Origin of the sequence: Variovorax sp. ZS18.2.2, from assembly GCF_024701975.1 — a bacterium.
Taxonomy (GTDB): domain Bacteria; phylum Pseudomonadota; class Gammaproteobacteria; order Burkholderiales; family Burkholderiaceae_C; genus Variovorax.
Window position 1 is genome coordinate 164,006 of the sequence record NZ_JANLNM010000005.1, and the last position, 26,945, is coordinate 190,950.

The 26,945-nt window shown below is 63.5% G+C and carries 21 protein-coding genes and 1 tRNA gene; 3 read left to right on the forward strand and 19 right to left on the reverse strand.

Features of this window, described 5'->3' with window-relative positions; translation table 11 throughout:
• Positions 1-18 precede the first annotated feature (18 nt).
• The 12 genes from NU688_RS20130 to NU688_RS20185 form a co-directional block, all read right to left on the reverse strand.
• Complete coding sequence (locus NU688_RS20130) at positions 19-1,344, reverse strand: MFS transporter (RefSeq protein ID WP_257862578.1); 1,326 nt, start codon at positions 1,342-1,344, stop codon at positions 19-21.
• A 22-nt stretch (positions 1,345-1,366) separates the two neighbouring features.
• Entirely contained in the window at positions 1,367-1,732 is a 366-nt protein-coding gene (locus tag NU688_RS20135; protein ID WP_257862579.1) for a hypothetical protein, read from the reverse strand.
• Positions 1,733-1,761: 29 nt separating this feature from the next.
• A complete protein-coding gene (locus NU688_RS20140; protein ID WP_257862580.1) occupies positions 1,762-2,112 on the reverse strand; it encodes a DUF6488 family protein in 351 nt (116 codons plus the stop codon).
• Between the two features lie 24 nt (positions 2,113-2,136).
• Positions 2,137-2,940 carry a HupE/UreJ family protein gene (locus NU688_RS20145; RefSeq protein ID WP_257862581.1) on the reverse strand — a complete coding sequence of 268 codons (804 nt, stop codon included), beginning with the start codon at positions 2,938-2,940 and terminating at the stop codon, positions 2,137-2,139.
• Positions 2,941-2,992: 52 nt separating this feature from the next.
• Positions 2,993-4,231 carry a TolC family protein gene (locus NU688_RS20150; protein ID WP_257862582.1) on the reverse strand — a complete coding sequence of 413 codons (1,239 nt, stop codon included), beginning with the start codon at positions 4,229-4,231 and terminating at the stop codon, positions 2,993-2,995.
• Positions 4,228-4,530, reverse strand: a complete 303-nt coding sequence (locus NU688_RS20155; RefSeq protein WP_257862583.1) for a DUF3240 family protein — start codon at positions 4,528-4,530, stop codon at positions 4,228-4,230. Before NU688_RS20155 ends, NU688_RS20150 begins: the two co-directional genes overlap by 4 nt.
• Complete coding sequence (locus NU688_RS20160; protein ID WP_257862584.1) at positions 4,523-7,627, reverse strand: efflux RND transporter permease subunit; 3,105 nt, start codon at positions 7,625-7,627, stop codon at positions 4,523-4,525. The genes NU688_RS20155 and NU688_RS20160 overlap by 8 nt, the downstream gene beginning before the upstream one ends.
• A gap of 1 nt (position 7,628) precedes the next feature.
• Positions 7,629-8,756, reverse strand: a complete 1,128-nt coding sequence (locus NU688_RS20165; RefSeq protein WP_257862585.1) for an efflux RND transporter periplasmic adaptor subunit — start codon at positions 8,754-8,756, stop codon at positions 7,629-7,631.
• 80 nt (positions 8,757-8,836) lie between these two features.
• Positions 8,837-9,325 (reverse strand): hypothetical protein, encoded by a 489-nt coding sequence (locus tag NU688_RS20170; protein ID WP_257862586.1) that lies wholly within the window; start codon positions 9,323-9,325, stop codon positions 8,837-8,839.
• Positions 9,322-9,597 carry a metal-sensing transcriptional repressor gene (locus NU688_RS20175; protein ID WP_125948373.1) on the reverse strand — a complete coding sequence of 92 codons (276 nt, stop codon included), beginning with the start codon at positions 9,595-9,597 and terminating at the stop codon, positions 9,322-9,324. The genes NU688_RS20170 and NU688_RS20175 overlap by 4 nt, the downstream gene beginning before the upstream one ends.
• 138 nt (positions 9,598-9,735) lie before the next feature.
• Entirely contained in the window at positions 9,736-9,861 is a 126-nt protein-coding gene (locus NU688_RS20180) for a YHYH domain-containing protein (RefSeq protein WP_257862587.1), read from the reverse strand.
• Between the two features lie 364 nt (positions 9,862-10,225).
• A complete protein-coding gene (locus NU688_RS20185; RefSeq protein ID WP_257862588.1) occupies positions 10,226-10,849 on the reverse strand; it encodes a helix-turn-helix domain-containing protein in 624 nt (207 codons plus the stop codon).
• A 553-nt stretch (positions 10,850-11,402) separates the two neighbouring features.
• On the opposite strand from NU688_RS20185, the gene NU688_RS20190 reads away from it, so the two are divergent.
• The 3 genes from NU688_RS20190 to NU688_RS20200 are packed head-to-tail and all read left to right on the forward strand — an operon-like array spanning position 11,403 to position 16,564.
• A complete protein-coding gene (locus tag NU688_RS20190; protein WP_257862589.1) occupies positions 11,403-14,072 on the forward strand; it encodes a hypothetical protein in 2,670 nt (889 codons plus the stop codon).
• 18 nt (positions 14,073-14,090) lie between these two features.
• Positions 14,091-15,227, forward strand: coding sequence for an AAA family ATPase (locus NU688_RS20195; protein ID WP_257862590.1), 1,137 nt, complete (start codon positions 14,091-14,093; stop codon positions 15,225-15,227).
• Entirely contained in the window at positions 15,224-16,564 is a 1,341-nt protein-coding gene (locus NU688_RS20200; protein ID WP_257862591.1) for a TniQ family protein, read from the forward strand. The genes NU688_RS20195 and NU688_RS20200 overlap by 4 nt, the downstream gene beginning before the upstream one ends.
• Before the next feature lie 172 nt (positions 16,565-16,736).
• Here NU688_RS20200 and NU688_RS20205 read toward each other — a convergent pair.
• From NU688_RS20205 to rpoC, 7 genes are all read right to left on the reverse strand, one after another.
• A tRNA-Phe gene (locus NU688_RS20205) sits at positions 16,737-16,812 on the reverse strand.
• An 18-nt stretch (positions 16,813-16,830) separates the two neighbouring features.
• Positions 16,831-17,532, reverse strand: coding sequence for a response regulator (locus NU688_RS20210; protein WP_093441973.1), 702 nt, complete (start codon positions 17,530-17,532; stop codon positions 16,831-16,833).
• A gap of 79 nt (positions 17,533-17,611) precedes the next feature.
• Entirely contained in the window at positions 17,612-19,942 is a 2,331-nt protein-coding gene (locus NU688_RS20215) for an ATP-binding protein (protein ID WP_257862593.1), read from the reverse strand.
• Entirely contained in the window at positions 19,939-20,580 is a 642-nt protein-coding gene (locus NU688_RS20220; protein ID WP_374684665.1) for a DUF4390 domain-containing protein, read from the reverse strand. The genes NU688_RS20215 and NU688_RS20220 overlap by 4 nt, the downstream gene beginning before the upstream one ends.
• Complete coding sequence (rsmB, locus tag NU688_RS20225) at positions 20,567-21,892, reverse strand: 16S rRNA (cytosine(967)-C(5))-methyltransferase RsmB (RefSeq protein ID WP_257862832.1); 1,326 nt, start codon at positions 21,890-21,892, stop codon at positions 20,567-20,569. Before rsmB ends, NU688_RS20220 begins: the two co-directional genes overlap by 14 nt.
• A 111-nt stretch (positions 21,893-22,003) precedes the next feature.
• Positions 22,004-22,612: a lema family protein gene (locus tag NU688_RS20230; protein ID WP_257862594.1), complete on the reverse strand. Its 609-nt coding sequence runs from the start codon at positions 22,610-22,612 to the stop codon at positions 22,004-22,006.
• Between the two features lie 101 nt (positions 22,613-22,713).
• The gene (gene rpoC, locus NU688_RS20235) at positions 22,714-26,943 is read right to left on the reverse strand and encodes a DNA-directed RNA polymerase subunit beta' (protein ID WP_257862595.1); all 4,230 of its coding nucleotides are present in this window, start codon (positions 26,941-26,943) and stop codon (positions 22,714-22,716) included.
• Between the last annotated feature and the right edge of the window lie 2 nt (positions 26,944-26,945).

Sequence of the window (26,945 nt, forward strand, 5' to 3'; positions counted from 1 at the left end):
GTCATATTGTGGGCTCGGCTATGACGGCCAGCGCGGGTGGTCATCGTCGATGACGTAGTCGTGCGCGTGGGTCGTCTCGCGGAACGTGCCTGCGCGGCTGGCAGTCGCCACGTGAGGATGGTTGGACGGCAGATCGTCGTGGGTGTGCTTCAGCGTCGACTCGTCCGAGCCGCGCCACAGATAGGCAGCCAGCACGACGGACGCAGTCGCCAGCCCACCCAGGGCCAGGAAGCTCACGGTCAAGCCGGCCTTCGCGCCCAGCCAGCCGGCCAATGGGTAGGTAATGAGCCAGCAGGCGTGCGAGAGCGCAAACTGCGCCGCGAAGAGCGCGGGTCTGTCCTCCGGATGCGCGGATCTGCGAAGCAGACGACCGGACGGTGTCTGTGCCAGCGAATAGCCGAGACCGAGAACGAACCAGAGAGGAAGAAGTGCCGCGTACCACTTCGCCGCCAGGAAACCCAGGAACAACCCCACTGCCAGCAACGCCGCGCCACTCAACATCACTGGCCGCTCCGGAAGCCGCTCGAGCACCTTGGGCAGCGCCAGCGCGACCAGCATGGAGCCCGCGCCGAACAGCGACAGTGCCGCAGCGGTGGCAGTCTGCGTGAGCCCAAAGGTCGCTTGCACGAGGACGACCGTGTTCACGATGACCATTGCGCTGGCCGATGCCACCGCCAGGTTGAGCGCGAGCAACCCTTGAAGTCGCGGCGTTGCGAGATAGATGCGCAGCCCCCGCGTCGTGCGCTCGTAGATACCGCGCTTGGGCGGAACCTTGGCTTTGGGCAACACTGCTGAGACGACCAGCGCCGCGGAAGCAACGAAGCCCACGACGGTGCCCCCGAACAACGCGTGATAGCTCACGACGGTCAGCAACAGCGCAGCGAGCGCCGGACTCACGAGACTTTCCATGTCATAAGCCAGACGCGACAGGGACAGCGCGCGCGTGTACTGGTCCTCGTCCGGCAGCACGTCCGGGATTGTTGCCTGGAAGGTGGGCGTGAAGGCGGCCGACGCGGACTGCAGCACGAAGATCAGGATGTAGATCTGCCAGATCTGGGTGACGAAAGGCAGTGTCAATGCAACGCCTGCGCGGATCAGGTCGAGTGCGACGAGGACGGCCCTGCGTGGAAGGCGTTCGGCAAAGGCCGATGCGATCGGCGCCACGCCGATGTACGCCGCCATCTTGATGGCCAGCGCCGTGCCGAGAACCACGCCGGCGTTCGCGCCGGCAAGGTCGAAGGCCAGCAAGCCCAGTGCGACCGTGGCAAGGCCCGTGCCGAGCAATGCGATCACCTGAGCGAAGAATAAGTGCCGGTATGTTGTATTACGGAGCACGTCAAGCATGGGGACTCCTTTGTTGAACCGTCTATCGTGACGACGCGCGCTGATGCGCCACGTCGCCGGAGCAGCTGCGCAACTTGATGTACACAGCGTCACCCGCTTCAAAGCGGGTGTGAGAAGGAAGCGCCACGACGCGTCGCCGCAAGTGACCGAAGTCGGCGTAAGACACGAGTGCAAAGCCATCGGCGTACCGCCGCTCGGCCGGGGCGACGTCGCGGCAATCGCTTGCAGACACCGCATCGAGCGTCGACGCTGAGCCGACCTTCTCGACCTTGGCCTTGCGCCAGCCGTCGGTGAAGGCGAATTGGCCTTCGTAGACGGTGGCACAGCCGGAAACCGCCCCGAGCGAGAGAACGATGGAAGTCCACGACAGCAGGCGCCTGGGATTCATGTCGATGTACTCGGGCCGGCGTTGCGCGCTTACTTGCCCGAGAAGTTCGAAGCGATGTAGTTGCCCGGCAGACTGAGGAAGACGTAAAGCGTGCTCTTGTCGGCTTCCGTGACGGCCGCGTTCTTGAAGCTCACCTTCCACTCCTTGCCCTTCTTGCCGTCGATCTGTTCGACCTTCTCCACCTTCACGGCTTCCCAGCTCTTGTCGAGCTTGCCGCCGCTGACCAGCGAGGCCTTGCGCTGGGAGGCGCAATCGACCGCGACCTTTTCCGATGCGGGCGTGTTGCCGTGGAAGTGGCAGCCGCCGCCCTCCGAAGCCATGGCGGAACCAGCGCCGGCGAGGGCTGCAAACGAGGCCAGTGCCATCGCGATTTTCTTCATTGAGTCATCCTTTCTTGATGATGGTTAGTCGAGGGAATCCCTGCCAGGATCGGCAGTCTTTCCAATCTCCATGTCCTCGTGCGCGTGCTTGTGCTCTTGGTCAGGGAAACGGAAACCGTTGGGATCTGAGTCGTGCTGGTAGCCATGCAGTTGCATGAGCAGCAGCAACACGCCGGCGTAGACCAGCGCAAGGTTGGCGGCGAAGCTGAAGCGCCGGAATGAGGGGCGATGACGCCAGAGCGCCAGCAGCGCGACCATCACCGCCAACGCTGCGATCTGGCCGATCTCGACGCCGAGGTTGAAGCTAAGGATGCGGATCAGCATCGAGGTGCTGTCGTCGCCGAGCGGGAGCTGCTGCAGCCGCGTGGACAACCCGAAACCGTGTAGCAGTCCGAAGCCGAACACTGCGACGAGCAGGTTGGGCGACTTCATGTCGAAGTACTTCTGGAAGCCGCCGTTGTTGTCGAAGCCCTTGTAGATGACGCTGATCGCGATGATGGCGTCGATCAGGTAGTAGTTCCAGGTGATCTTGAAGTACGTCGCGAACACCAGGGTGATGCAGTGGCCCAGCGTGAAGACGGTGACGAACTTGGCCACGTCCTTGAAGCTCGTGAGGAAGAACACCACGCCAAACAGGAACAGCAGGTGGTCGTAGCCGGTGAGCATGTGCGTGGCGCCAAGGCCGACGTACTGCAGGTAGCCGCCGCTGAGCATGCGTTGGCGGTCGGCTTCGGAGATGCCGTGGGCGAGCACGTCAAAGGGCAGACCGATCAGCAGCGCCATCGCGGCGAGCGCCAGCAGAGCAAGTTTCCGGTGAGGGATCAACATCAAATCTCTTTCAATGGACGAAGGTTTGGAAGATGGGTGAGACAAGGCGCGCTCACTCGAGCGCCAGGTCCCAGATCAGGTGCGCATCGATGAGGAGCCGATAGGTCGCACGCAGCGCATCGGCACGGGCCTCGAGCGCTGCGCGGGAAGCCTCGAGGAACTGACGCCGGGCCAGCAGCAGCGATTGCAGGTCCGCTTCTCCCAGCGAGTACGCGCGCTGGGTGAGTCGCGCGCTCTCGCCGGTGGCCGTTGCGCCTCGTTCGGAGAGTTGCCAGCGTGCAAGATGGCCGGTGGCGTCCGCGTAGGTCTCGGCCACTGTCGTCTCCAGCTCGCGCTTCTGCCGATCGACGGCTGCGCGCGCCACCTCGACCTCCTGCAGCGCCTGCTTCATGCGCTCCTCGCGATAGGTTCCGCTCAATGGAATGCTGACGCTGACCCCCACGATGCGTTCCCTGCGAAACGCCTCCGATGCCGCGAAGACACCGACGGTCGGATCGGGCACGCGGTCGGCCGAGGCGCGTGAGGCGGCCAGTTCGGCCTTGCGCAGCTGTCCTTCGGCGATGCGCAATGGATCGGCGGCTTCCAGTACGCGCTCCAGCCACCGGGCCTCGGCCTCCGCCGGCGGGCGCGGATCAGCCATCGGCTGCGCGGGCAGTTGGGCACCCGGGAACCGAACCCGCAGCTTGGCCCGTGCCTTGGCGAGGTTGGAGGCGGCCAGGCTGGCCTGGCGCTCCACGTCCGCGAAGTCGGCCGTGGCCACGCTGACATCCAGCGCCGAGGCGTCGCCCGCTTTCTTGCGGCTCTCCACGGCTTTCAGGTTGGCCTGCGCAAAGGACTGTTGCTCCTGGAACAGCTTCTGGGCCTGTGCCGAAGAGAGCCCGTCGATCCACAGGTCCAACAGGGAGCGCGCGGCCTCGTGCACGGCCTCGCCGACCTTGGCCTGCGCGATGACCTGCTCCGTTTCGCCAAGCTGCCGGTCGAGATCCGCCTTGCCATTGATGCGAATGGGGCGCTCGATCTGCGCATGCCACTCCTTGGAGGCGGGGCCGCCCTCGTCAAAGCTGCGCCGCTGCACAGCGAGCCGGGTGGTCCATTCGTTCGGCGACGCTGCAATCATGGCCGCCGAGTGGCCCGCGGCCGCCTGGGCGCTGCGGGCCTCGCGGACGGCCGGATCCTGCTCGATCCACTGCCGCGCCGCGACGGTGGAAGGCAGATCGGGTGGCGTCGCCTGGTTTTCGGCGAGCACGGGCAAGGCCCAGGCGATCATTGCGATCCCGGTCCACAACTTCATTTGATTTCTCCCTCGAAGGCCACGGGCGTGGCCCAGTAGCGGATGCCGGTGCCGGCAAAGTCGCGTTGAAAACGCTCGAGCAGCTGGGTCAGGGCTTCTCCGCTCAGCAGGACCTGGATCTGCATGGCTCGGCTGCGGCCCATGACCTGTTCCTGCGCACTCAACCGTCCATGGGGCGCGCCGTGGCTGTGAATCTGGACGCTGGTGAAAACCTCGCTGTCTTCGCTCTCCAGCAGAGCGTCGAGCAACTTTTCCTCGACGGCGGGTGGGCAGATCAGGTTCAGGCAGTACTCATGCATGACGCACCTCCAGCGTTGGGTCGTCGCGCTGATCGCGCGCGTAGGCGAATCGCAGGTACAGCAGCGGCAGAAGAATCAGCGTCAGGGCGGTGGCCGTGATCAAGCCACCGATCACCACGATCGCCAGCGGGCGCTGGATCTCGGAGCCCGGGCCGCTGGTGAAGAGCAGCGGCACCAGGCTGAAGGCGGTGATCGCCGCCGTCATCAGCACCGGCCGCAGCCGCCGTCGGGCACCCTGCGTGACGCAAGTGACCAAGTCATGCCCTTCGGCGCGCAGCTGGTTGAAGTAGCTCACGAGCACCACGCCGTTGAGCACCGCGATGCCCAGCAGCGCGATGAAGCCGACCGAGGCCGGCACCGACAGGTACTCCCCAGTGACCCAGAGCCCGACGATGCCGCCCACGAGCGCGAACGGGATGTTGCTGAGCACCAGCAGGGCCTGGCGGACCGACCCGAAGGTCGTGAACAGGATGAGGAAGATGAAGCCGATCGCCAGTGGCACCACGAGGGTGAGCCGTGCCGCGGCACGCTGCTGGTTCTCGAACTGGCCACCCCAACTGATGCGGTAGCCGGTGGGCAGCTTCACCTCGGCCGCCACTTTGGCCTTGGCCTCGTCGACGAAACCGACCAGGTCGCGTCCGGTCACATTGGCGATCACCACGCTGTAGCGGCTGCCCATCTCGCGGTCGATCTTCACCGGGCCGCTCTCGCGCGTCAGGGTGGCCAAGGTTTCGAGCGGAACGCTCTGGCCATCGGACGTCGTGATGCGCAGGGCTGCAAACTCGGCCGGGGAGATCTTCACGCTGTCGGGCCCGCGAATCACGATGGGAATGCGCCGGTTGCCGTCGATCACGGTGCCGGCGCGCTGGCCCTCGATCTGGACCCGCAAGGCGTCTTGCACGTCTTCCACCGACAGGCCGTAGCGCCCTGCGCTCAGGCGGTCGACGACCACGCGCAGGTACTGCACGCCATCGTTCTCGACGGTGTACACGTCCTGGTTGCCTTGCACCGTCTTCATCAGCGTCTCGACCTGGCCCGCCAGCTCATTGAGCTTGTCGAGCTCGGGGCCGAAGATCTTGATGGCGAGGTCGCCGCGCACGCCGATGATCATTTCGGACACGCGCATGTCGATCGGCTGGGTGAAGCTGTAGCTGATGCCCGGCATCTGGTCGAGCACCTCGCGGATCCTCGCGATCAGGGCGTCCTTGTTGGCCATCTTCCATTCGGCGCGCGGCTTGAGCACGAGGAAGGTGTCGGTCTGGTTCAGGCCCATCGGGTCCAGCCCGATCTCGTCGGAGCCGGCCCGTGCCACCACGCCGGTGATCTCCGGGATCTGGCTCATGAGCGCCTGATGGATCTTGAGATCCAGTGCGGCCGTTTCTTCCAGGCTCACCGAAGGCAGCTTCTCGATGCCCACGATGATGTCGCCTTCGTCCATCGCCGGCAGGAAGGTCTTGCCGACCTGGGTATAGACGCCCGCGGCCGCGGCGAGCATGACGCCGGCCACGATGAACACGACCTTCTGGTGCCCCAGCGCCCACCCGAGCACCGGTTCGTAGAGCTTGAGCAGCTTTCGCGGCAACCACGGGTCTTCGTGCGCGACCTTCTTCAGCAGGAACGACGACAGCACCGGGATGATCGTGAGCGACAGCACGAGCGAGCTGAACAGCGCGAACACGATGGTCATCGCCACGGGCACGAAGTACTTGCCTTCCAGGTCCTGCAGCGTCAGCAGCGGCAGGAACACGGTCACGATGATCAGGATGCCGGCGGAGACCGGCACCGACACCTCGCGCACCGAACGCAGCACCACATGCAGCCGCGGCAGCTTGCTGTCCTCCTTCTCGCGACTGATGTGCTGCACGATGTTCTCGACCACCACGACCGCGGCGTCCACCAGCATGCCCAGCGCGATGGCCAGGCCGCCCAGGCTCATCAGGTTGGCCGACATGCCGACTGCACGCATCAGGATGAAGGTGCTCAACGCGGACAGCGGCAGGATCACGGCGACCGCGACGGCTGCGCGCACATTGCCGAGGAAGGCGCCCAGCAGGACCAGCACGATGAGCGTTGCCTCGATCAGCGCGGTCGACACCGTGCCGACGGCCTTCTTCACGAGCTCGGCGCGGTTGTAGAAGACCTTGATCTCCACGCCCTTGGGCAGCGTGGGCTTGAGCTCCGCGAGCTTCGTCGTCACGCCGTCGACCACTTTCTGGGCATTGGCGCCTGCGAGCCCGAGCACCAGGCCCTCGACCGCTTCGGCCTTGCCGTCCTTGGTCACGACACCGTAGCGCGTGACGCTGCCGTCGCGCACTTGCGCCACGTCGCCCAGCCGCGCCAGGTTGCCGTCCTTGCGGCTGACCACGATGGCGCGCAGGTCGTCCGCGGTCTTGATGTTCCCTTCACTGCGTACCAGCAGCACTTCGCCGCCTTCGCCGAGCCGGCCTGCGCCGTCGTTGCGGTTGTTGGCTTCGATGGCGCTCTTGAGCTGCGCCGTCGACACACCGAGCGCCGAGAGCTTGACGGGGTCCGGCACCACCTCGAAGCTGCGCACCTTGCCGCCCAGCGCATTCACGTCGGCGACACCCGGCACGGCACGCAAGGCCGGGCGAATCACCCAGTCGAGCAGGCTGCGCCGATCCTCCAGCGACATCCCGTCAGCCTCGACGGTGAACATGAACATTTCGCCGAGCGGCGTGGTGACGGGCGCCATGCCGCCGCTGATCCCGGCGGGCAGATCGGCCGAGATGTTGGCCAGGCGCTCGGACACCTGCTGGCGGGCCCAGTAGATGTCGGTGCCGTCCTGGAAATCCACCGTCACGTCCACCAGGCCGTACTTGGACACCGAGCGCAGCATGCGCTGCTGCGGGATGCCGAGCATCTCGACCTCGATCGGGCCGGCGATGCGGCTCTCGATTTCTTCCGGCGTCATGCCGGGTGCCTTCATGATGACCTTCACCTGCGTGCTGGACACGTCGGGGAAGGCATCGATCGGCAGGTTGCGGAAGGCATACCAGCCAAAACCCGCAAGCAGAGCGGTCGCGAGCAGCACGAACAGGCGCTGCGACAGCGCGAACTGAACAAGGCGGTTGAGCATGTCAGTTGCTTCCGCTCTTGCCGAGCCATGCCGCCTTCAGTGCGATCACGGAGCCGGTCGCCACCTGCTGGCCAGCACGCAGATTGCCTGTGACCTGGACCGACTGACCCGCGCTGGAGATGACATTGACCGGCTGCGCGACGAAGCCCTTTTCGGTTCGGACGAACACGTAGGCCTTGTCGTCCTGACGGGCAATGGCCGACAAGGGCAGCGCCCAGCCGGCGGTGTTCTCCGCGAACGGGACCTTGACCTGCACGACTTCGCCCGGGCGCAGCAACTCACCACCACCCACCACCCGAGCGCGCAGCGTGACCGTCTGGTTGTCGCTCACCATGGCACCGACCGACATCGGCGTTGCGCTGGCTTCGCGCCCGACCACCGTGATCGAGCCGGCGGTCTTGCTCGAGAGCGCCTGCTGTTGGCGATCGGATGGGATCTGGATGTCGAGCCAGAGCTGCGCCGTGTTGACCAGGCGCAGCAGGGAGTCCGACCCTTGCACGCGTTGTCCAGCCTTCACGTCCAGGCCGACGACTGTTCCGGCGCTTCTGGCCCGCACGATGAGGCCATCCTGCAGGTTGCCAGCGTCTCCCATCTTGCGGATGGCTGCGGGATCGACCCCGGCGAGGCGCAAGGAGGCTTCTGCAAACCGCAGGCGGGCCGCGGCCTCCTGATTCGCTGCATTGGCTTCCTGGACACGCCGCTCGGGAATGATCCCCTCGGAGAAGAGCTGTCGCTCGCGCGCCGCCGTCTGGCCGGTCAGCCTGGCCTTGCTGGCAGCTTCCAGCAGCTTGAGCTGCAGGTCGCCGTACTCCGGGCTGCTCAGGCGCAGCAGCGGTTGGCCGGCCTTGACGGGCTGTTGCTCGTCGACGAGGAGTTCTTCGACCCGTCCACCGAACGGGGCGCTGATGACCTGGTTGCCGCTGGGGGGCACCACCACGCGGGCGGGATAGGCCATGCCGCTGATCGCCGATGGCTTTTCCAGCGGCGCAAGCGTGATGCCGAGGGCTTGCATCTGTGCGGCGGACACCGGGAATTCGGCGGTCGATGGCGTCGCCGCAACGGCGCTGGCCACCATGAGAAAACTGGACGCGCAGCCGAGCGCGGCGCGGCGGGCGAGCAAATAGAACATAGAAACTCCACGAGAAAGCGATCCCGCCGCGCAGTCAGGCGACGAGGAGAAGGCAGCGCCGCAATGGCGCCGCCAGGGCTTCAAACGTGGAGCGAGGGCGGCGCGCGGCCGTCAGGAGGAACGGTTCGGAACAGCGGGATGGGCACCCGCTCTCGACCAGGGCGCCAGCGCACGAGCGCTTCGGCCACGGGCTGCGTGATGAGCCCGAACAAAACGAACAGCGGCACAAGCGCCAGAAGCTTCGGCGCGGAGTCTGGGCTGGCGAGTTGGATCGGGGTGCCTTGCAGCGCCGACATCGAATGCCCACCACCGTGATCCGCGTTGTCTGAATCGACATGCAGCGAAAGCTCATCGGCTTGAGCCGATTGCTCGAAGGACGAGTGACCCACATCCAACTGGCCGGCGTGGCTCGAGTAGCCCTCGGGGCCGCTTTCGTGGTGATGCGCGTGGAACGGCGAACTGATCAGATCCACGGCGATGACCAGCACCAGCAACCAGCGCACGAGCAGCATCACCCCGACCTTGAGAGGGGCGACCGACTCCGACAGCTGGAAGGCGCGCGCGGTCACAGGTATTTCGTGATGTCTTTGAATTCGGCGATGGCCGTGCCGAAATCGCGAGGCGACTTGGCGATCTCTTCGAGGCAGTGATCCAGGTGATCATGGATCAACAGTTTCTTGGCCGCGCTGATCGCCTTCTCAACCGCGTGCAACTGCTGCGCAATGTCCGCGCAGTCGCGCCCGCTCACCATCATCTCGATGACGTTTTGCAGGTGCCCGTCTGCGCGCTTCAGGCGCTTGACGAGATCCGGGTGACTTTGGTGGAGGTGTTCGCCGTGCACATCGCATCCTATCAGGGGGGATGCGGAAGGGGCAAAGGAGGCACGCGTTGCGAAGGGGAATTTGTCGTGGCGCGGGGCCTCTCACCGACATGGCGAGCCAGAGTCCTTCTTGTCTCTTGCCCGCCCGGAATCGACGACTCAGTGGCAGTGCCTGGTGCCAGTTGCCTTTTCCTGATGGCAGCCGTTCTTGTCCGTACCGCCGGAATGAGCCCAGGCGCCAACGCTCAGCACCAGAGCGACCAATGCGAATGCGATCTTCTTCATTTCGTTCTCCTCACCCCAAAGCGGGCAAGGTCAGTTTCGACGGATGTCAAAAAATGTTAGTGAGGGTTTGCCAGCAAGCTGGCTGCTGAGCACCGCCACGACGCGCATCTGGGCGAGCTGAGCTTTCGAAGCTTTGTCTCGGAGACGCGCCGTATCGCGGGCACATGCGTGCACCCCGAACACGGTATTGGCAATGCGCGTACAGCCTGTCGCTGCTGCACCTCTCGTCGGGCGACAAGGTGTGGCCGGCGTGGGAGACACGCTAGCCGGCCGTTCGAAAGCGAATCGAAGACCTGCGTTCGAAGGGCTGAAAGCAGCCTGGCCGCCAACGCAACACCGGCCCTCACACAGGCATCGCTCCGTATCAGCTGACTGTTTTCTCCATCACCGAAGCACTCTCAGGCGTTGGCATCGGCGGTGTCGTCAAGGCGCTCAGGCCGATGGACGACTGCATCCGGAAATGGGTGGCCGCAGCAGAGACGAGTTGACGCCGTCTTCGCTGAGTATCTGCCCCTGTGAGATGTCCGTTGTAGAGGGCGGCGGTAAGCCCCAGGTCGCGGTGTTCGAGTTGCAACGATTCGATAAAAGCGGCGAATCTTGGCTCCTGAGCCACTTGCTCGAATCGACCGTCACCCATGACCTGCAGGATCTCAGCAGCCAGGGTGTCGCGCTCGATGATCGCTGAACGGGCGGTCGCGACGACCACCCAAATGGCGTGCAACAGGTCGGCGCGGTTTCCCTCGTCGAAGAACATGGCGCCGATCCCGCTGATCAACCAATCCACCGATACGTTGAGTTCGCGGTGCACACCCATGAAAAAGTCTGCGCCAGGTCGCTTGACGCCTCGGGCGATCTCGCTGACATAGCCAGGACTGAGTCCGAGCCGGCGCGCAAGCTCGCCCTGATTCATGTCCATCTCGGCAAGCAAGATGCGCACGCGGCGAGCCATTTCCACGCCCGCACTTTCTTCTGGCGCTGAAAGAGACATAGGTTTACACTGCTGCGCAGTACTCAGGGGAGAACATTTTTCGCCAGCGCGAAACTTCCATCGATTTACTCCGTAACAGGGTACTGGCGCGAACTAATCCTTGAGGCAGGAGGTTAACCCGTTGCTGCTCTTCTGTGAACGTTGATATTGCCAAACTTCACGCAGGCACGCACGCCCCTGTTCATTTCGTCGATCAACAGATCCTTTTCGCCAAAGAAAACGGCCCGGGGCGGGCACCCCGGGCCGTGTCAGTGGATACCTGCGCTTAGTAGGAGTTCAGTATCTGCTCCGCGTTCCCGTGCGTCAAGCCGGGCCGCAATGGGGAAGTGCTGCCCCGTCGTTCTGGGCAGCGCCACTTCGAAACAGCTTCGAGCACAGCCCGGCTTACTTCGAACCGTGGGGGTCCTGCCATGCGACGTCGTTCTTTTCCTCGCCGGCTACGAAAAGGCGTCCGAGCCGCTTGGCGACACCTTAGCGCCGGAAGGCGGAAACTGTACCGCGCGCAGCCCGGCTCAGGCAGGAGAGAGGCAAAGGCGCATCAGGTTCAAGCGGCATGCTGAGCCCGGACGAGTTCCTCGCCTGGGCAACCGCCAAGGGCCTAGCGCCTAAAACAATCGCCCTGGTCGACCGTCTGAGAAACAGCGAGCCCGGCCGCCGCGTCAAGAACACTTCGGGCAACTACTGCGGTGGGTTCCCAAGCGAGAAGCTCGGCAAAGTCATTCAATGGGAAAGCATGACCGGCGAGCGAGCATGCGTGCTGCTCTGGGAATACGACGCTGACACCCTCGAGGTCTGGGACCAGTGCTTGCAGGTCAAGCTCCACTACACGTTGCCCAATGGCAAACGGGCAGGCGACCGCACATGGATCGACTTCCTCAAACTTGATGGAACGGGCGCCGTAGGCGTCGACTTCAAAACATCCTCGGAGCTCATGAAGCTCTGCGTCGACAAGCCGTACCGATGGGTCCAGACCGGACCCGATTCATGGGACCAACCACCTGCACGCGACGCATGCGCAAAGCTCGGGCTGGGCTACTACCTTCTCACAGACCGCGACGTACCGCACACCCTCGCGCGGAACATCGACTTTCTGCGACCCCGCATGCTTCGCAGCACTGACGTTCCATTGGAAAGCAGGAGCTTGCTGAGCGCCAAGCTCCAAGCGGCGCAACGCGTGCTGCTGAGCGACGCCATCTCATTGGTTGGCGACGCCGACGTGATCTACGAGGGACATTTCCGGCGTTACTGGCATTTGGAACTCCTCAGCGAGCCACTGGCAAACATCGACTGCGCGTGGGTCTATGCCGACGGCCAGACCTTCACCTTCTACAAGGCGGCTGAGCGCTGCCGCGATCCGCGGCGTTTCACCATCGATCCAGACGCCATCCTGCCGGGCAGCACCGTGACCTGGGGACACAAAGCGTTTGTCATGCTGAATCGCACCGCGGCGTTCGTTTTTCTGCAGACGCCGGATGCACCACTGGCTCAGATGCGCTGCGAAGAGTTCCGGCGTCTTGTTCAAACGCAAGAAATCCTGGTCAATGCGCCTGTGCCGATTTCGACAGATGAGGGCTTCGAGCTTCTGAGGCATGCGTCGCCGGAATCAGTCATCAAAGCAATCGAGAAACTCAAAACCCTGGAGAAATTCAGCAGCGAAGACGCCGCGTCCGACCTCGGCACATCAAGGCGCACAGTCATGCGATGGAAAGCAAAGTATCGCGAGGCCGAAGCGCGCTATGGGAATGGGTTTCTCGGATTGATCACCCAGGACCATTTGAAGGGCAACCGTACGCCGCGCACGGAAGCAAAAGAACTGGAACTGATGGCAAAGGCCTTCGCGTTCCTCAAGGCTCCCTTGCCACGAGACGTCAGTGCCGGCTATGCGTACTACATCGCATTGTGTAAAGAGGAACACATCGAACCTCGATCGCAAGACAAGTTTTATCGGAAATGGAAGCGCCAGGACATTCACCAAGTCACAGAAGACCGCGAGGGCAAGCGGGCTGCGCAAGTCGAGATGCCGCCGCGCATGAGTGGCGGTGCCCACGTCAACCAAGGTCCGGTCGAGGGAGATAGTCCGTTCTCACGCGTGCACATCGATCATCGGCAAAGCGACATGTTCTGCCGACGGCTCAACGGCGTCGACCTGATCGGCAAGCCCTGGTTCTCGATCGCTATCGATGCACTCACCCGTCTCGTGCTCGGGCTGTGGACATCGATGCTGGAACCCTCGCACGCCTCGGTGATGATGGTCTTGCGCGACATCGTTCGACGCCACGGAAAACTCCCCATGATGGTCATCACGGATGGCGGGCGGGAATTCCAGGCCAAGCTCATCCAGCAGATGCTCGCGCTCAACCGCTGCGAGCATGCGCTGCGTCCCAATTCAGAGCCGCGGTACGGCAATCCGGTCGAGCGTATGAATCTGACGATCGATCATCACCTGACGACCGTGCTACTGGGAAGCAACGAGGTCTTGAAAAAGCCGAGGATGAGTTCAAGCACTCATGACCCGCGAGACCTGGCCTATCTCACTGTCCCGGGACTGGCAGAAAAAGCGGAAGACCTCATGTTCCGCTTGTACCCGGATATGCCCCATGGAGCCCTGGGCAGCACCCCGAACAAGATTCTTCGTTCCGCATCGATCACGCAGGGAACATCCTGGGGCAGGCCCACGCCCTTTGATGACGTGTTCATTCGGAACACCTTGGCAAGGGCTCACAAGCACGGCGGGCTGATGCGCCAACGAGACGGGATTCGGCTCAACGGGCACAACTACTACTCATCGGAGATCGCTTCATGGACCCACAAAAAGATGGAGGACGTGCCGTTCTACGACCCGGAAGATCCGACCTACATCTCGGCACGAATCAACCGCAAATGGGAACGGTGCGCCCTGATCGATTCCCAGTTGCGCCGCCTGCCTCCAGAAGCTCATCGCAAGTACTACTTGAGCGAACAAATCTATCTGAGCCGCCCCAGCACCTCGCGCGACGACACGTACGCCTTTCTGAAGGAACTGGGTCAAAGCTATATAGACGCGGAAAGAGAGCGTGAACAGCACGCGCAAGGCGAAGAGCCTGAAGACCCCGCGGACGAACCCACCGACCCCGGCACACGCGCCGCCGACTCCACCTCCAACGCAGAACCAGCCGCGGCCACATCCAGCGCCGCGCCCACGGCGCCGCTGGAGCCGTTCCCCATCTCTCGGCGAAGTCACTGACTTTTTCAAGGAGTTCCTATGTCGTCTAGCAGCAGCGCCAAGCAAACGCCCCTTCAGCGACTCGCGGTACGCGGCCGTGAAGTCCATCCCGCTGTCGAAACGTTCAGGAAGGAGAAAATCCTTCACCTCAATTTCAATAACGCCATGGACGAGGTGGCGGAACGAATCCAATATGGCGATCAGCAGTCCATGACTGCAGTCATAGGGCCCACGTCTGCGGGGAAGACTGCGCTGGTGGATGAAATCTGCCACGAATTCGTCGAGGCCGCAGCGGCTGTTCCGGAGGAGGAGCGCACCCGATTGCTGGCCATGGAATTGGCCGCACCTGAAGCCGGGGTCTTCAAATGGAAAGACGACCTGTACCTCCCAGGTCTCTCGGCATTGAACGAACCGTGCATCAACACGAAGATCGATGTCGAAAAAATAATTGAAAGGTTTCGAAGTGGCGATTGCCATCCGGCATTCGTCACCCAGAAACTCAATATTCCACAACTTCGAAACCTATTCTTTGCAGGCCTTGCTCGTGCCAAAGTGATTGGTGTGCTTATGGACGAGGCCGATCACTTGCGTCGGCCTACATCGGACTCCGGGATATTTCAAAGCTACGACTCTCTAAAAAGCCGCAGCAATGCAAGTCCGTCGCATTTTGTACTTTTCGGAACGGTTTTGCTTACAGATATTTTTAAGCAAAGTGGCCAGATTTCCAAGCGGGTCTACCCCATCTGGCTTGCCCCATACACTTTAAAAGAGATAGATCAATTTACGCGATCGTTACTGGCGATTGAAAAGAAGCTCCCGATCAAACTCAAATTTTCTATCGAGGCAAAAAAGACTGAATTATTTAATGACGCGCTCGGCTACATGGGTCTTTCCCACGAGCAATTCGACCGGGCGCTTATCACCGCGCTTGATCGAGGGTTGGACTATTTGACTTGGAACGACATGGTTCGAGCGCGATTGCACACATCGCAACTTGAGGGCATCTTGAATGACACGATTCAGTTCATGAAAGTAATGAAAGAACTGGACGAAAGTCTCAAGGAGAAACGCAAGATATTTTTTAGCAGTGAGGCCGAAACCGAAAAGGCGGTTGCGCCCGCAGCTGTAAATAAGCCTTTTCAAGCTGCACTGCGCCGCGAGACAGTCGGTCCATGACCATCGTCCGCATTTATCCACCGGATCCAACCCTGCGGCGGTTCGCGGGCCATGAACCCAGGAGGAGCGATGAGGCTGGAATTGAGTCCTTGACAAGCTTGCTGTGTCGGCTTGCGCTCGAACACTGCTGCGCACCCCATCGACTGTATGGCGCGCTCGCAGCAGACAACTGGGACAAGGAGAAAGCAACCCTTACTAAGATTCGAAGCGCGGAATCTCAGCTTATCAATAGTCTCGGAGATACCGCAAAAAGAGCATCGGAGGCTTTGAAAAATGAGTCAGACATTTCCAATCCTGCAGAGATGACATTTCTATGTTTAGCCAATCTTTGTGACAAGAAGGCAAAGCATTTTTTGCATAAGATTCGGCACTGGTGCTCACAATGCTACTTGGACGCACGACACGCCAATATCCCCGCCTGGGATCCACTCTATTGGGGCCCCTCTACAACAACGGTATGTGTCATACATAAAACCATTCTTCAAAATACCTGTCCAGCATGCACTAAGGTCCAAAGGCATTTACCGAAGTTTCCGTTTCTAGACTTCTGCGAATACTGCGGCGCAGATCTTACAAGCACCGGCGAGTTGTTGTGCGAGCCGCAGCAGTTGGATGAAAGAATGTGGTTTGCTCGTGGTGCACTTGAACTGATTAAAAGCCAAACCGAAATTACGTTGAGCCGAGAGAATTTTTCTTCGCACCTTAGAAATGCGATAAACATACATGGCGCAGGGAAAATTAGCCGCTTCGCAAAAATGACCGGCATCAAGCCGTGCTGCCTTCGAAATTGGCAATTAGCCTCATCAGCTCCAACTTGGTCAAATTTTATGGATGTTTCACACCGCTTGAATGTGCCGCCTGCGCAAATCTCAGGTCAGAGTGCTGTATTTTTCGATCCAACGAAATTCAAATGCAATCCCATTTTGCAGCTAGACAAGCACCATAGGCACCTTCCCAAGAAAAAACTCGAAGAAGCAAGGAATGCCTTTGCCCAGCTACTGAACTCTCCCATCGACGTCTGGACGTTTCGGCGCGAAACCATATTTGATATTCTTAAGCGGTTTGACATTTGTTATCAGACCTTCCAACGAAACTTTAGCGACCTTTTTGAAGAGTTCTCAAAGAAACGGAAAGAAGCTGCCGAGTGCCGAAAGGGATTGTCAAAGGCTGCACGCATCGAGCGTGTTCGCAGCGCGCGGATCGAGCTCGCAGCTAGGAACTTGACACCTTCAGTTCGAAACCTGAAAGAGTCTGGGATGGTCAAGGTTTCGGACGTTGTTCCACCGCGCGCAAAGCGGAAAGCTCCGGGGAGCGAACAGTTGGGCGCGGGAAGCTAGACGTGCGCTCAGACCCATGCGGATGGGCACTGAGGAAATGAAAAGCCCCTGACTCGAACGATGCGGCGGGGATTAACCCATAAGATGACATGATCATCCTATAACCCATAAGGTGGCATTCACTGCCATCTTATGGGGTCGCCGGCATTTGAAGAACCTGCGCAGCGATGAGTGGTGGCCTGGGGCGGAATCGAACCACCGACACGCGGATTTTCAATCCGCTGCTCTACCAACTGAGCTACCGGGCCATTGTGTGCAGCCCTAGATTATACAGCGCTTCTGCGCCCTCTTGAAAGATCGACGCCAAGTTGTTTGAGCTTGCGATAAAGATGGGTCCGTTCCAGACCGGTTTTCTCGGCGACGCGGGTCATCGAGCCGTTCTCCATCGCCAGGTGGAATTCGAAGTACGCCTTCTCGAAGCCGTCGCGCGCATCGCGAAGCGGTCGGTCGAGATCGAAGCTCTGGGTCGATTGCGGACCGGCATCGGGCACCGGCACCGAGGCCAGCGATGCCATCAGCAGGCTGTCGCCCGTCGTGGTGATCGCCGCTGCCTGATGTCCGCCGGCCGGCGCGGGCACCACGCCCGCCGCGGCGCGTCGTGCGCTTTCGCGCGCGAGCCCCTGCTCCACGGCCTTGAGCAACTTCTGCAGCGTGATGGGTTTTTCGAGGAAGGCGAAGGCGCCGATGCGTGTCGCATCGACCGCGGTGTCGATGGTGGCGTGGCCGCTCATCATGATGACGGGCATGCTCAGAAGGCCGGCGGTGGACCACTCCTTGAGCAGCGTGACGCCATCGGTGTCGGGCATCCAGATGTCGAGCAATACGAGATCGGGCCGCGCGCGTTGGCGCGCGGCGCGTGCCTCGGCGGCGTTCTCCGCGAGTTCCACGTTGTGGCCTTCGTCATTGAGAATTTCGAAGAGCAGGTCCCGGATGCCCAGCTCGTCATCGACCACGAGAATGTTTGCCATGAGTGCTGCTTGTTGTGTGCGCTGGTATGTGTTTGTCCGCCGGCCCGCCCAGCGCCCTCGCGCTGGATTTTGTTGGCGCTCAGGCGGTGGAAGACTTCGAGTCTTCGGTGTGAGCGGCCGCTGCCCGCGGCTCGCCTGCCAGCGCGAATGATAGCGAGACTTGCGCCCCTGCCACAGCCCCGTCGACAACACGGTTGGAAAGCTCGATGCGCGCACCGTGCTCGTCCGCGATCTTCTTGACCACCGCGAGCCCCAAACCGGTACCTTTTGTTTTCGTCGTGACGTAGGGTTCGAAGGCGCGCTTCAGGATATTTTCTGCAAAGCCCGGGCCGCTGTCCTGCACCGTGAGGCGCACGCGCTGGCCCGAATCGCCCAGGCGGGTCCGAATGACGACCTCGCCCGCCCTCCCCGTGCTGCTGGCTGCAGCCTCTGCGGCGTCCTGCGCGTTCTGCAGCAGGTTGTGAATGACCTGGCGGATCTGCTGCTCGTCGCCGCGGATCGGCGGGCAGCGCACGTCGAGCTCCGAGCGCAGCACGATCGGCAGGTTCTCGGCGTGATAGAGCTGCAGCACATCGGCCAGCAGCGCATTGAGATCGACCGGCTTCAGGTCGGCCGCGGGCAGCCGTGCGTAGTCGCGGAATTCGTTCACCAGCCGCTTCATCGCATCGACCTGGTCGACGATGGTCTTCACCGACTTCACCAAAATCGCCTGCTCGGGCGCCGCGACCTTGCCCGAGAGCTTCATCTCGAGCCGCTCGGCGGACAGCTGGATCGGCGTGAGCGGATTCTTGATCTCGTGCGCCAGGCGCCGCGCCACCTCGCCCCAGGCCTGCGCGCGCTGGGCCGAGACGATCTCGGAGATGTCGTCGAACACCAGCAGCCGCGCGGCGCCGGGCAGCTCCGCGCCGCGCGCGACGATGTTGATCGCGCCGTCCTGCTGCGGCAGGTCCATGCCGGTGGCATGCAGTTCGAAGGCGTGCTGCCAATGGTCCAGGCCGTGCTGCATGCGCTCGACCAGGAACTCGTCGAACTGCTGCTGCACCTTGGCGCCGAAGTCGGCCAGGCCCGGCACGTCGATGAGCGCCTGGCCTTCGTAGGCGGCCAGCGGCGCGCGCAGCACGCGGGTGGCGCCCGGGTTGGTCGAGAGCACCGTGCCCTTGGCGTCGAGCACGATCACACCCGAGGTCAGGTTGTCCAGGATGGTCTGCAGGTTGGCGCGGGCCGCGTCGAGCTGGCCCATGGTCTTTTCGACAGCGCCGCGGGCGTCGGCCAGCTGCTGCGTCATGACGGCGAACGAGCGCGTGAGGCCACCCAGCTCGTCCTTGCCCTGCAGCACGGCGGTGGGCCGCAGGTCGCCGGCCGCCACCTGGCGCACGCCGTCGGCCAGCACGAGCAGCGGGCGCGCGAGCTGGTTGCCGAACAGCACGGCCAGCAGCACCGCGCCGAACACGGCGAGGAACAGGCTCAGCGTGAGCGTGCCGATGTACATGCGGCGCAAGCCTCCGCGCGCGAGCGCCCGCTCCTGGTACTCGCGATTGGCTTCCTGCACGTCCAGCGCGTTCTTGACCACGGCAGCCGGCAGCGCCCGCGTGACCTGCAGGTAGCGCGGCGCGGTGTCGAAGTCGAAGCCGGGCCGCTGCACCATGGCGAGCGCGCGCACGCTCGCCACGGGCGGCGTCGCGCCGGGGACGGCGGTTTCGTCCAGGCCCTCGATGTGCGCAAGCGGGCGGTCGGGGCGCACCTGGCGAAACTGCTGCGCGGTCGGCCGCTCCGGGTTGAGCTGGAAGCGCGAGGTGCCCGCGCCGGCGATGAGCTGGCCGGTGCCTGTCCACAGCACCACGTCGCTCGCCTCGAGCTGATCGCGGATGCGCTCCAGCGCGAGACCGGCGCTCGCATCGGACACTGACGACAGCTGCGCACTGGCGACGCGGGTCTTGGCCGCGAGGTCGTCGGACAGCGAATCGAGCGTGGCACGCCCGAGGTTCAGGCCGGCGTCCAGCGCGCCTTCGACCTTGACGTCGAACCAGCTCTCGATCGAGCGCTCGACGAACTGATAGGACACAACGTAGACCAGTGCCCCCGGCACCACGCCCACCAGCGCGAAGATGGCCGCCAGCTTGATCAGCAGACGGCTGCCGAACTTGCCCTGACGCAACCGCCGCAGCAACCGGAAGCCGACCCAACCGATCACCAGCACCAGCAGCACCGCCACCACGACGTTGATGCCGAACAGGCGCACGTAGTAGCGCTCGTACAGTTCCCGGTTGTTGGTGGCCTGGGCCAGCAGGAACATCAGCACCAGGCCGATGGCCGTGACCATGGCCGCGCCGACGCCCACGGCCCAGCGCATCGCGCGCGAGCGGCGTGCGGCGGGTGTGGCCGCTGCGCCGCTGCGCGGTTTGCTGCTCACCGCTGCTTCTCCAGCGCGAGCTTCGCGGTGCGTTCGGCCGAGATGTTCCAGTCGGCCTGCCCGACCACGCCGATCTGGAACGGCCGCGGCAACTGCGAGGTGTCGAGCCGGAAGCGGAACATCACCTGGTGCAGGGGGTCGTCGCCGATCTCGGCCACGTCGCCCAACCGAAGGCGGCCGATGCGCTTGATGGCGTCGAGCGCGTCGCCGAGGCTGTCGAAATTCTGGTTCAGCGAGATGCCGATGCCGACGGCCCCGGTGATCGGCACCGACGACACATTGAGCCGCCAGCGGCGGGTGAGCGGCTGATAGGCCAGCCGCATGTGGCGCGTGACCTGGGCGACCTTGCGGTCGGTCCAGTACCAGCGCTCCTGATACACCTCGGCCTCGGCCACGAAATAGATGGCGATGCCCTTGTCGAGCACCTCTTCGACCAGCGAGGGCAACTCGAACTGCACGCCGGCGCTCAGGTAGACGCCGTCATCGGACTGTTCGAGGCGCATCTGGGTGATCGACGCGCCCGACCGGCTTTGCGCCACCGCCGGGGCCGGCAGCAAGGCCAGCATCAGCGCCCAGACCAGCAGGAATACGGCCAGCAGGACCGGTCGGCGCGGCCGCGCGGACTCAGCGTTTTTCAAGCAGGGCGTAGAAGAAGCCGTCGTGATCACCTGAGAGATTGTCCGGGACGCCACGGACATTCCCCCCGCTTTGGGGCAGCAAATGGCCTGGGGACGGCTGCAATCGTGCGTCAGTGTTGTGTGCAAGGAACGCATCAATTTGTTGCGAGCCCTCTTCCCGGAAGACGGAACAGGTGCAGTAGAGGAGCCGGCCGCCGGGCCGCACGAGCGGCCAGAGCGCGGCCAGGAGCGCGGCCTGCTGGGCGGCCAGCTGGGCGGTGTCGCTCTCGCGGCGCAGCCAGCGGACGTCGGGATGGCGGCGCACGATCCCCGAGGCGGTGCATGGCGCATCGAGCAGGATGGCGTCGAAAGGCGTGCCGTCCCACCAGTCGGCGGGGCGCGCGGCATCGGCCACCACCACCTTGGCCTGCAGGCCGAGGCGGGCCAGGGTCTCGTCGATCCGGCGGCTGCGGAGGGCATCGACCTCGAGGGCGATCACTTCGGCGGCACCCGGGCCGGCCAGTTCGAGCAGGTGCGCGGTCTTACCGCCGGGGGCGGCGCAGGCGTCGAGCACGCGCAGCGGCGCGGCGCCGGGCTTCACCGGCAGCAGGCCTTCGAGCAGCAGGGGCGCCGCCATCTGCGCGGCTGAGTCCTGAACCGAGCAAGCGCCGTCGGCGAAACCGGGCAATTGCTGCACCGGCCGCGCGCGTCCCAACTGAAGGCCGCTGGCACCGACGCGCGTGGCGGGGAGCCCCGCGGCCTCCAGCTCTAATAGATAAGCAGCGGCCGTGGACTTCTGGGTGTTGACTCGCAAAGTCATCGGCGCCTGCGCATTGTCCGCATTCAGGATCCGCTGCCAGTCGCGGGGATGGTCGCGCTTGAGCTTCTCGATCCACCAGCGCGGATGGTTCCATTGCGCGACCGGCTCCTGATCGGTGATGGCGACGAGCTCGTCGCGCTCCCGGAGAAACCGGCGCAGGCAGGCGTTGATGAAGCTGGCCTGCGCCCGGGTCGCCGGGTTGCGCTTAGCCGCTTCGACGGCCTGGTCGACCAGCGTGAAGGGTTCGTAGGGCGCGCGTTCGGCGTCCCAGGCGAGGCCCAGCGCGGTGCAGAGCAAGGCGTCGGGCAGCGGCGGCGGCGTGCGCTTGGCCAGGTGGCGGCGCAGCGCCTCGGCGCGGCCGAGCCAGCGCAGCACCTGGAAGCCGAGCGCCTGCACGCCGGGCCGCAGCGCGGGCTCGACGGCCTCGAACGCGACGGAGCCCGAGGTGCCGGCGCGGATCGACGCGAGCGCCCCCGCCGTCAGTTGCAGTTGGCGCCAGAGCGGTGGCTGCAGTGAGGGGGCGGCGTTGCCGGGGGAATCGGAAGGTAGGTCTGACAAGTTGGGGCGGATGGTAAGGGGCGGGCCAAAGGCACTACGCCGTGCAATGTAAAAAAAGACGTCCCGTCAGCGCAGGGGCGCGGCCGGACGCAAACGCACGGCCCATGCCACCAGCAGCGCCGGGAACTGGACAATCCCGTCGTTGTAGTTCCGCACCGCCAGGTTGAACTGGCTGCGCGCGATTTCCGCGGCGGCCGAGGGTTCGGGCCAGGCGATCGGCTCGGCCGCGTTCGGCGCGGCAACGGCGACAGTGCCGGGCTGCGCCGGCACCGGCCTCGAAAGCGTCCCGTCGGCATCGAAGACCGTCACCGCATCCGGATGCTGGCGCTGCCAGGCGGAGATCAGCACCTGCAGCGCCGTGCCCAGCGCGGCCATGCCGCCCGCGTCGAGCGGATGCAGCCGCGTCGCACCCAGCAAGGTGGCCAGCTGGGTGGTAGCCGCCTGCAGCGGCGCGATCGACGACAGAAGCTCCTGCGACGGTGGATTCGCTTGCGGCGCGGCGCTGATGCTGGCCTGGACGAAATCGAGCTGCCTGCCCAGCGCCGCGTCGAGCGTCGCATAGGCCTGCAGCACGGCCGCGCGCAAGCGCACCAGCCGGTTGTAGGCGCCGACAAACCAGAACAGCAGCACCGCAATGACGATCCAGCTGGCCAGCGATTCGGGCAACACGCTCATCGGAAACGACACCTCGTCATGGAAGCACAAAGAAAAACGCCCCCCAACCGGGGGCGGTCGGGGGGCGTGGGGTACCGGTCATGGCCGGTGATGCTAGCCGCTTATTCGGTCGCGGCGCCTTCGCTGGCGTCGGCCGTGCTCGTCGCATCGCTCGATGAACCCGCCAGTTCGGCAGCTTCCGATTCGGCGATGGCGCGGCGCTCGGCGTCGTCCATTGCGTCCTTGGCCCGGCGTGCCTGGTGGTAAGCCATGCCGGTGCCCGCGGGAATCAGGCGGCCGACGATGACGTTTTCCTTCAGGCCGCGCAGCTCGTCGCGCTTGCCCATGATCGCGGCTTCGGTCAACACGCGCGTCGTTTCCTGGAAGGAAGCGGCCGAGATGAACGAGTCGGTCGACAGCGATGCCTTCGTGATACCCAGCAGCAGGTTCGTGAACGTCGCGGGGATCTTGCCTTCGGCGCGCAGGGCGTCGTTGGTGTTGAGCATTTCGCTGCGTTCGACTTGTTCGCCGGAGATGTAGTTGGTCTCGCCGATGTTGTCGACCACGACGCGGCGCAGCATCTGGCGAACGATCACCTCGATGTGCTTGTCGTTGATCTTCACACCCTGCAAGCGGTACACGTCCTGCACTTCGTCCACGATGTAGCGCGCCAGTTCTTCCGAACCCAGGAGGCGCAGGATGTCCTGCGGGTCCGCCGGACCGTCGACCACGGACTCGCCCTTGTTCACCACCTGGCCTTCGTGCACCAGGATGTTCTTTTCCTTCGGCACGAGGTCTTCGTAGACGCCGCCTTCCGGATCGGTGATCTGCAGGCGGATCTTGCCCTTGGTCTCCTTACCGAACGACACGGTACCGGTCATTTCGGCCAGCATGCCCTTGTCCTTCGGCGAACGGGCTTCGAACAGCTCGGCAACGCGCGGCAGACCGCCGGTGATGTCGCGGGTCTTCTGGCCTTCGACCGGAATACGCGCCAGCACTTCGCCGGGGCCCACGTCCTGGCCGTCGCGGATCTGCACCAGCGAGCCGATCGGGAAGCCGATCGTCACCGAGTGGTCGGTGCCCGGGATCTTCACTTCGGCGCCGGAGGCGTCGATGAGCTTCACCTGCGGGCGCACGACCTTGGCAGCGCCGCGGCGCTTCGGGTCGATCACGACCAGGGTCGACAGACCGGTCACTTCGTCCACCTGCTTGGCAACCGTGAGGCCTTCCTCGACGTTCTCGAACTGCGTCTTGCCGGCGAACTCGGTGATGATCGGGCGCGTCAGCGGATCCCAGTTGGCGAGCACGTGGCCGGCCTTGATCTGCTGGTCGGCCTTGACGGCCAGGATCGCGCCGTACGGCACCTTGTGGCGCTCGCGCTCACGGCCGTGCTCGTCATGAATGACGATCTCGCCCGAACGCGAAATCACGACCAGCTCGCCCTTGCTGTTGGTCACGTAGCGCATCGTGGCGTTGAAGCCGATCGAACCGTTCGACTTGGCTTCCACGCTCGAAGCGATGGCCGCACGCGATGCCGCACCACCGATGTGGAAGGTACGCATCGTCAGCTGCGTGCCGGGTTCGCCGATCGACTGCGCCGCGATCACACCGACGGCTTCGCCGATGTTGATCAGGCCGCCGCGGCCCAGGTCGCGGCCATAGCAGGTCGCGCAGATGCCGAAGCGGGTTTCGCAGGTCAGCGCGGTGCGGACCTTGACTTCGTCGACGCCCTGGGCTTCCAGGACTTCGATGTTGTCTTCGTCGAACATCTCGCCGGCCTTCAGCAGCACCGAACGGTTTTCCGGGTGCAGCACGTCGTCCGCAGCCGAGCGGCCGAGGATACGGTCGCGCAGCGACTCGATCACTTCACCGCCTTCGACGATGGCGCGCATCAGGTAGCCGCCGTGCGTGCCGCAGTCCTGCTCGGTCACGACCAAGTCTTGCGTCACGTCGACCAGACGACGGGTCAGGTAACCCGAGTTCGCCGTCTTCAGCGCCGTGTCGGCCAGACCCTTGCGGGCACCGTGGGTGGAGATGAAGTACTCCAGCACGTTCAGGCCTTCGCGGAAGTTCGCGGTAATGGGCGTCTCGATGATCGAGCCGTCCGGCTTGGCCATCAGGCCCCGCATACCAGCCACCTGGCGAATCTGCGCTGCGGAACCGCGGGCGCCGGAGTCGGCCATCATGTAGATGGAGTTGAACGACTCCTGCTCCACGTCCTTGCCGTGGCGATCGATGACGCGCTCCTTGGACAGCTTGGCCATCATGACCTTCGACACTTCGTCGCCGGCCTTGCCCCAGATGTCCACCACCTTGTTGTAACGCTCGCCGGAGGTCACGAGACCGGAGACGTACTGCTGTTCGATCTCCTTCACTTCCTTGGCGGAGCGCTCGATGATGCCGTGCTTCTCAGCGGGCACCAGCATGTCGTCGATGGCGATCGAGATACCGGCCTTGGTCGCCAGGCGGAAGCCGTTTTGCAGCAGCTTGTCGGCGAACACGACTGTCTCTTTCAGGCCGCACTTGCGGAACGAGACGTTGATGAGCTTGGAGATTTCCTTCTTCTTCAGCGCCTTGTTGATGTTCGAGAACGGCAGGCCCTTGGGCAGGATCTCGGACAGCAGCGCGCGGCCCACGGTGGTGTCCACCAGCGACGTGGAAGCGGTGAATGCACCGGTTTCCTTGTCCTTGGTGTACTCCGTGATGCGCACGGCGACCTTGGCGGTGAGCTCCACCACGTTGGCGTCGAGCGCGCGCTGGACTTCACCGATGTCGGAGAAGATCAGGCCCTCGCCCTTGGCGTTGATGCGGTCGCGGGTCGTGTAGTACAGACCCAGCACCACGTCCTGCGAAGGAACGATCGACGGCTCGCCCGAAGCCGGGAACAGCACGTTGTTGGAGGCCAGCATCAGCGTGCGGGCTTCCATCTGTGCTTCCACCGACAGCGGCACGTGGACAGCCATCTGGTCGCCGTCGAAGTCGGCGTTGAAGGCCGCGCAAACGAGCGGGTGCAGCTGGATGGCCTTGCCTTCGATCAGGATCGGCTCGAATGCCTGGATGCCCAAACGGTGCAGCGTGGGCGCACGGTTCAGCATGACCGGGTGTTCCTTGATCACTTCTTCCAGGATGTCCCAGACCACCGGCGTGCCCGATTCGACTTCCTTCTTGGCCGCCTTGATCGTGGTCGCGATGCCCATGGCTTCCAGGCGCGAGAAGATGAAAGGCTTGAAGAGTTCGAGCGCCATCAGCTTCGGCAGGCCGCACTGGTGCAGCTTGAGCGTCGGGCCCACCACGATGACCGAACGGCCCGAGTAGTCGACGCGCTTGCCCAGCAAGTTCTGGCGGAAACGACCGCTCTTGCCCTTGATCATGTCGGCCAGCGACTTGAGCGCGCGCTTGTTGGCGCCCGTCATGGCCTTGCCGCGACGGCCGTTGTCCAGCAGCGAGTCGACCGCTTCCTGCAGCATCCGCTTTTCGTTGCGCGCGATGATTTCCGGAGCCTTGAGCTCCAGCAGGCGGCGCAGACGCGAATTGCGGTTGATGACGCGGCGGTACAGGTCGTTCAGGTCGGAGGTCGCGAAGCGGCCGCCGTCCAGCGGGACCAGCGGACGCAGGTCCGGCGGCAGCACGGGCAGCACGTCGAGCACCATCCACTGGGGCTTGATGCCCGACTTGCGGAAGGCTTCCAGCACCTTCAGGCGCTTGGAGTTCTTCTTGACCTTGACTTCGGAGCCGGTCAGGTCGCCACGCAGGCGTTCGATCTCGCTGTCGAGCTCGATGCCTTCGAGCAGGTCCTTGATGCCTTCGGCGCCCATCTTGGCGACGAATTCGTCGCCGTATTCCTTGCGCTTGGCGTCGTAGTCGTCCTCGGACATGATGCCGAACTTCTTCAGCGGGGTCATGCCGGGGTCGGTGATCACGTAGGCTTCGAAGTACAGCACGCGTTCGATGTCGCGCAGCGTCATGTCGAGCACGAGGCCCAGGCGCGACGGCAGCGACTTCAGGAACCAGATGTGGGCGCAGGGCGCGGCCAGGTCGATGTGACCCATGCGCTCGCGACGCACCTTGGTCTGCGTGACTTCAACGCCGCACTTCTCGCAGATCACGCCGCGGTGCTTCAGGCGCTTGTACTTGCCGCACAGGCACTCGTAGTCCTTGATGGGGCCGAAGATCTTGGCGCAGAAGAGACCGTCGCGCTCGGGCTTGAACGTGCGGTAGTTGATCGTCTCGGGCTTCTTCACTTCACCGAAAGACCACGAGCGGATCTTCTCGGGCGAAGCCATGCCGATCTTGATGGCATCGAAATGCTCATCGGGCGTGAATTGCTTGAACAGGTCGAGTAGCGATTTCATAA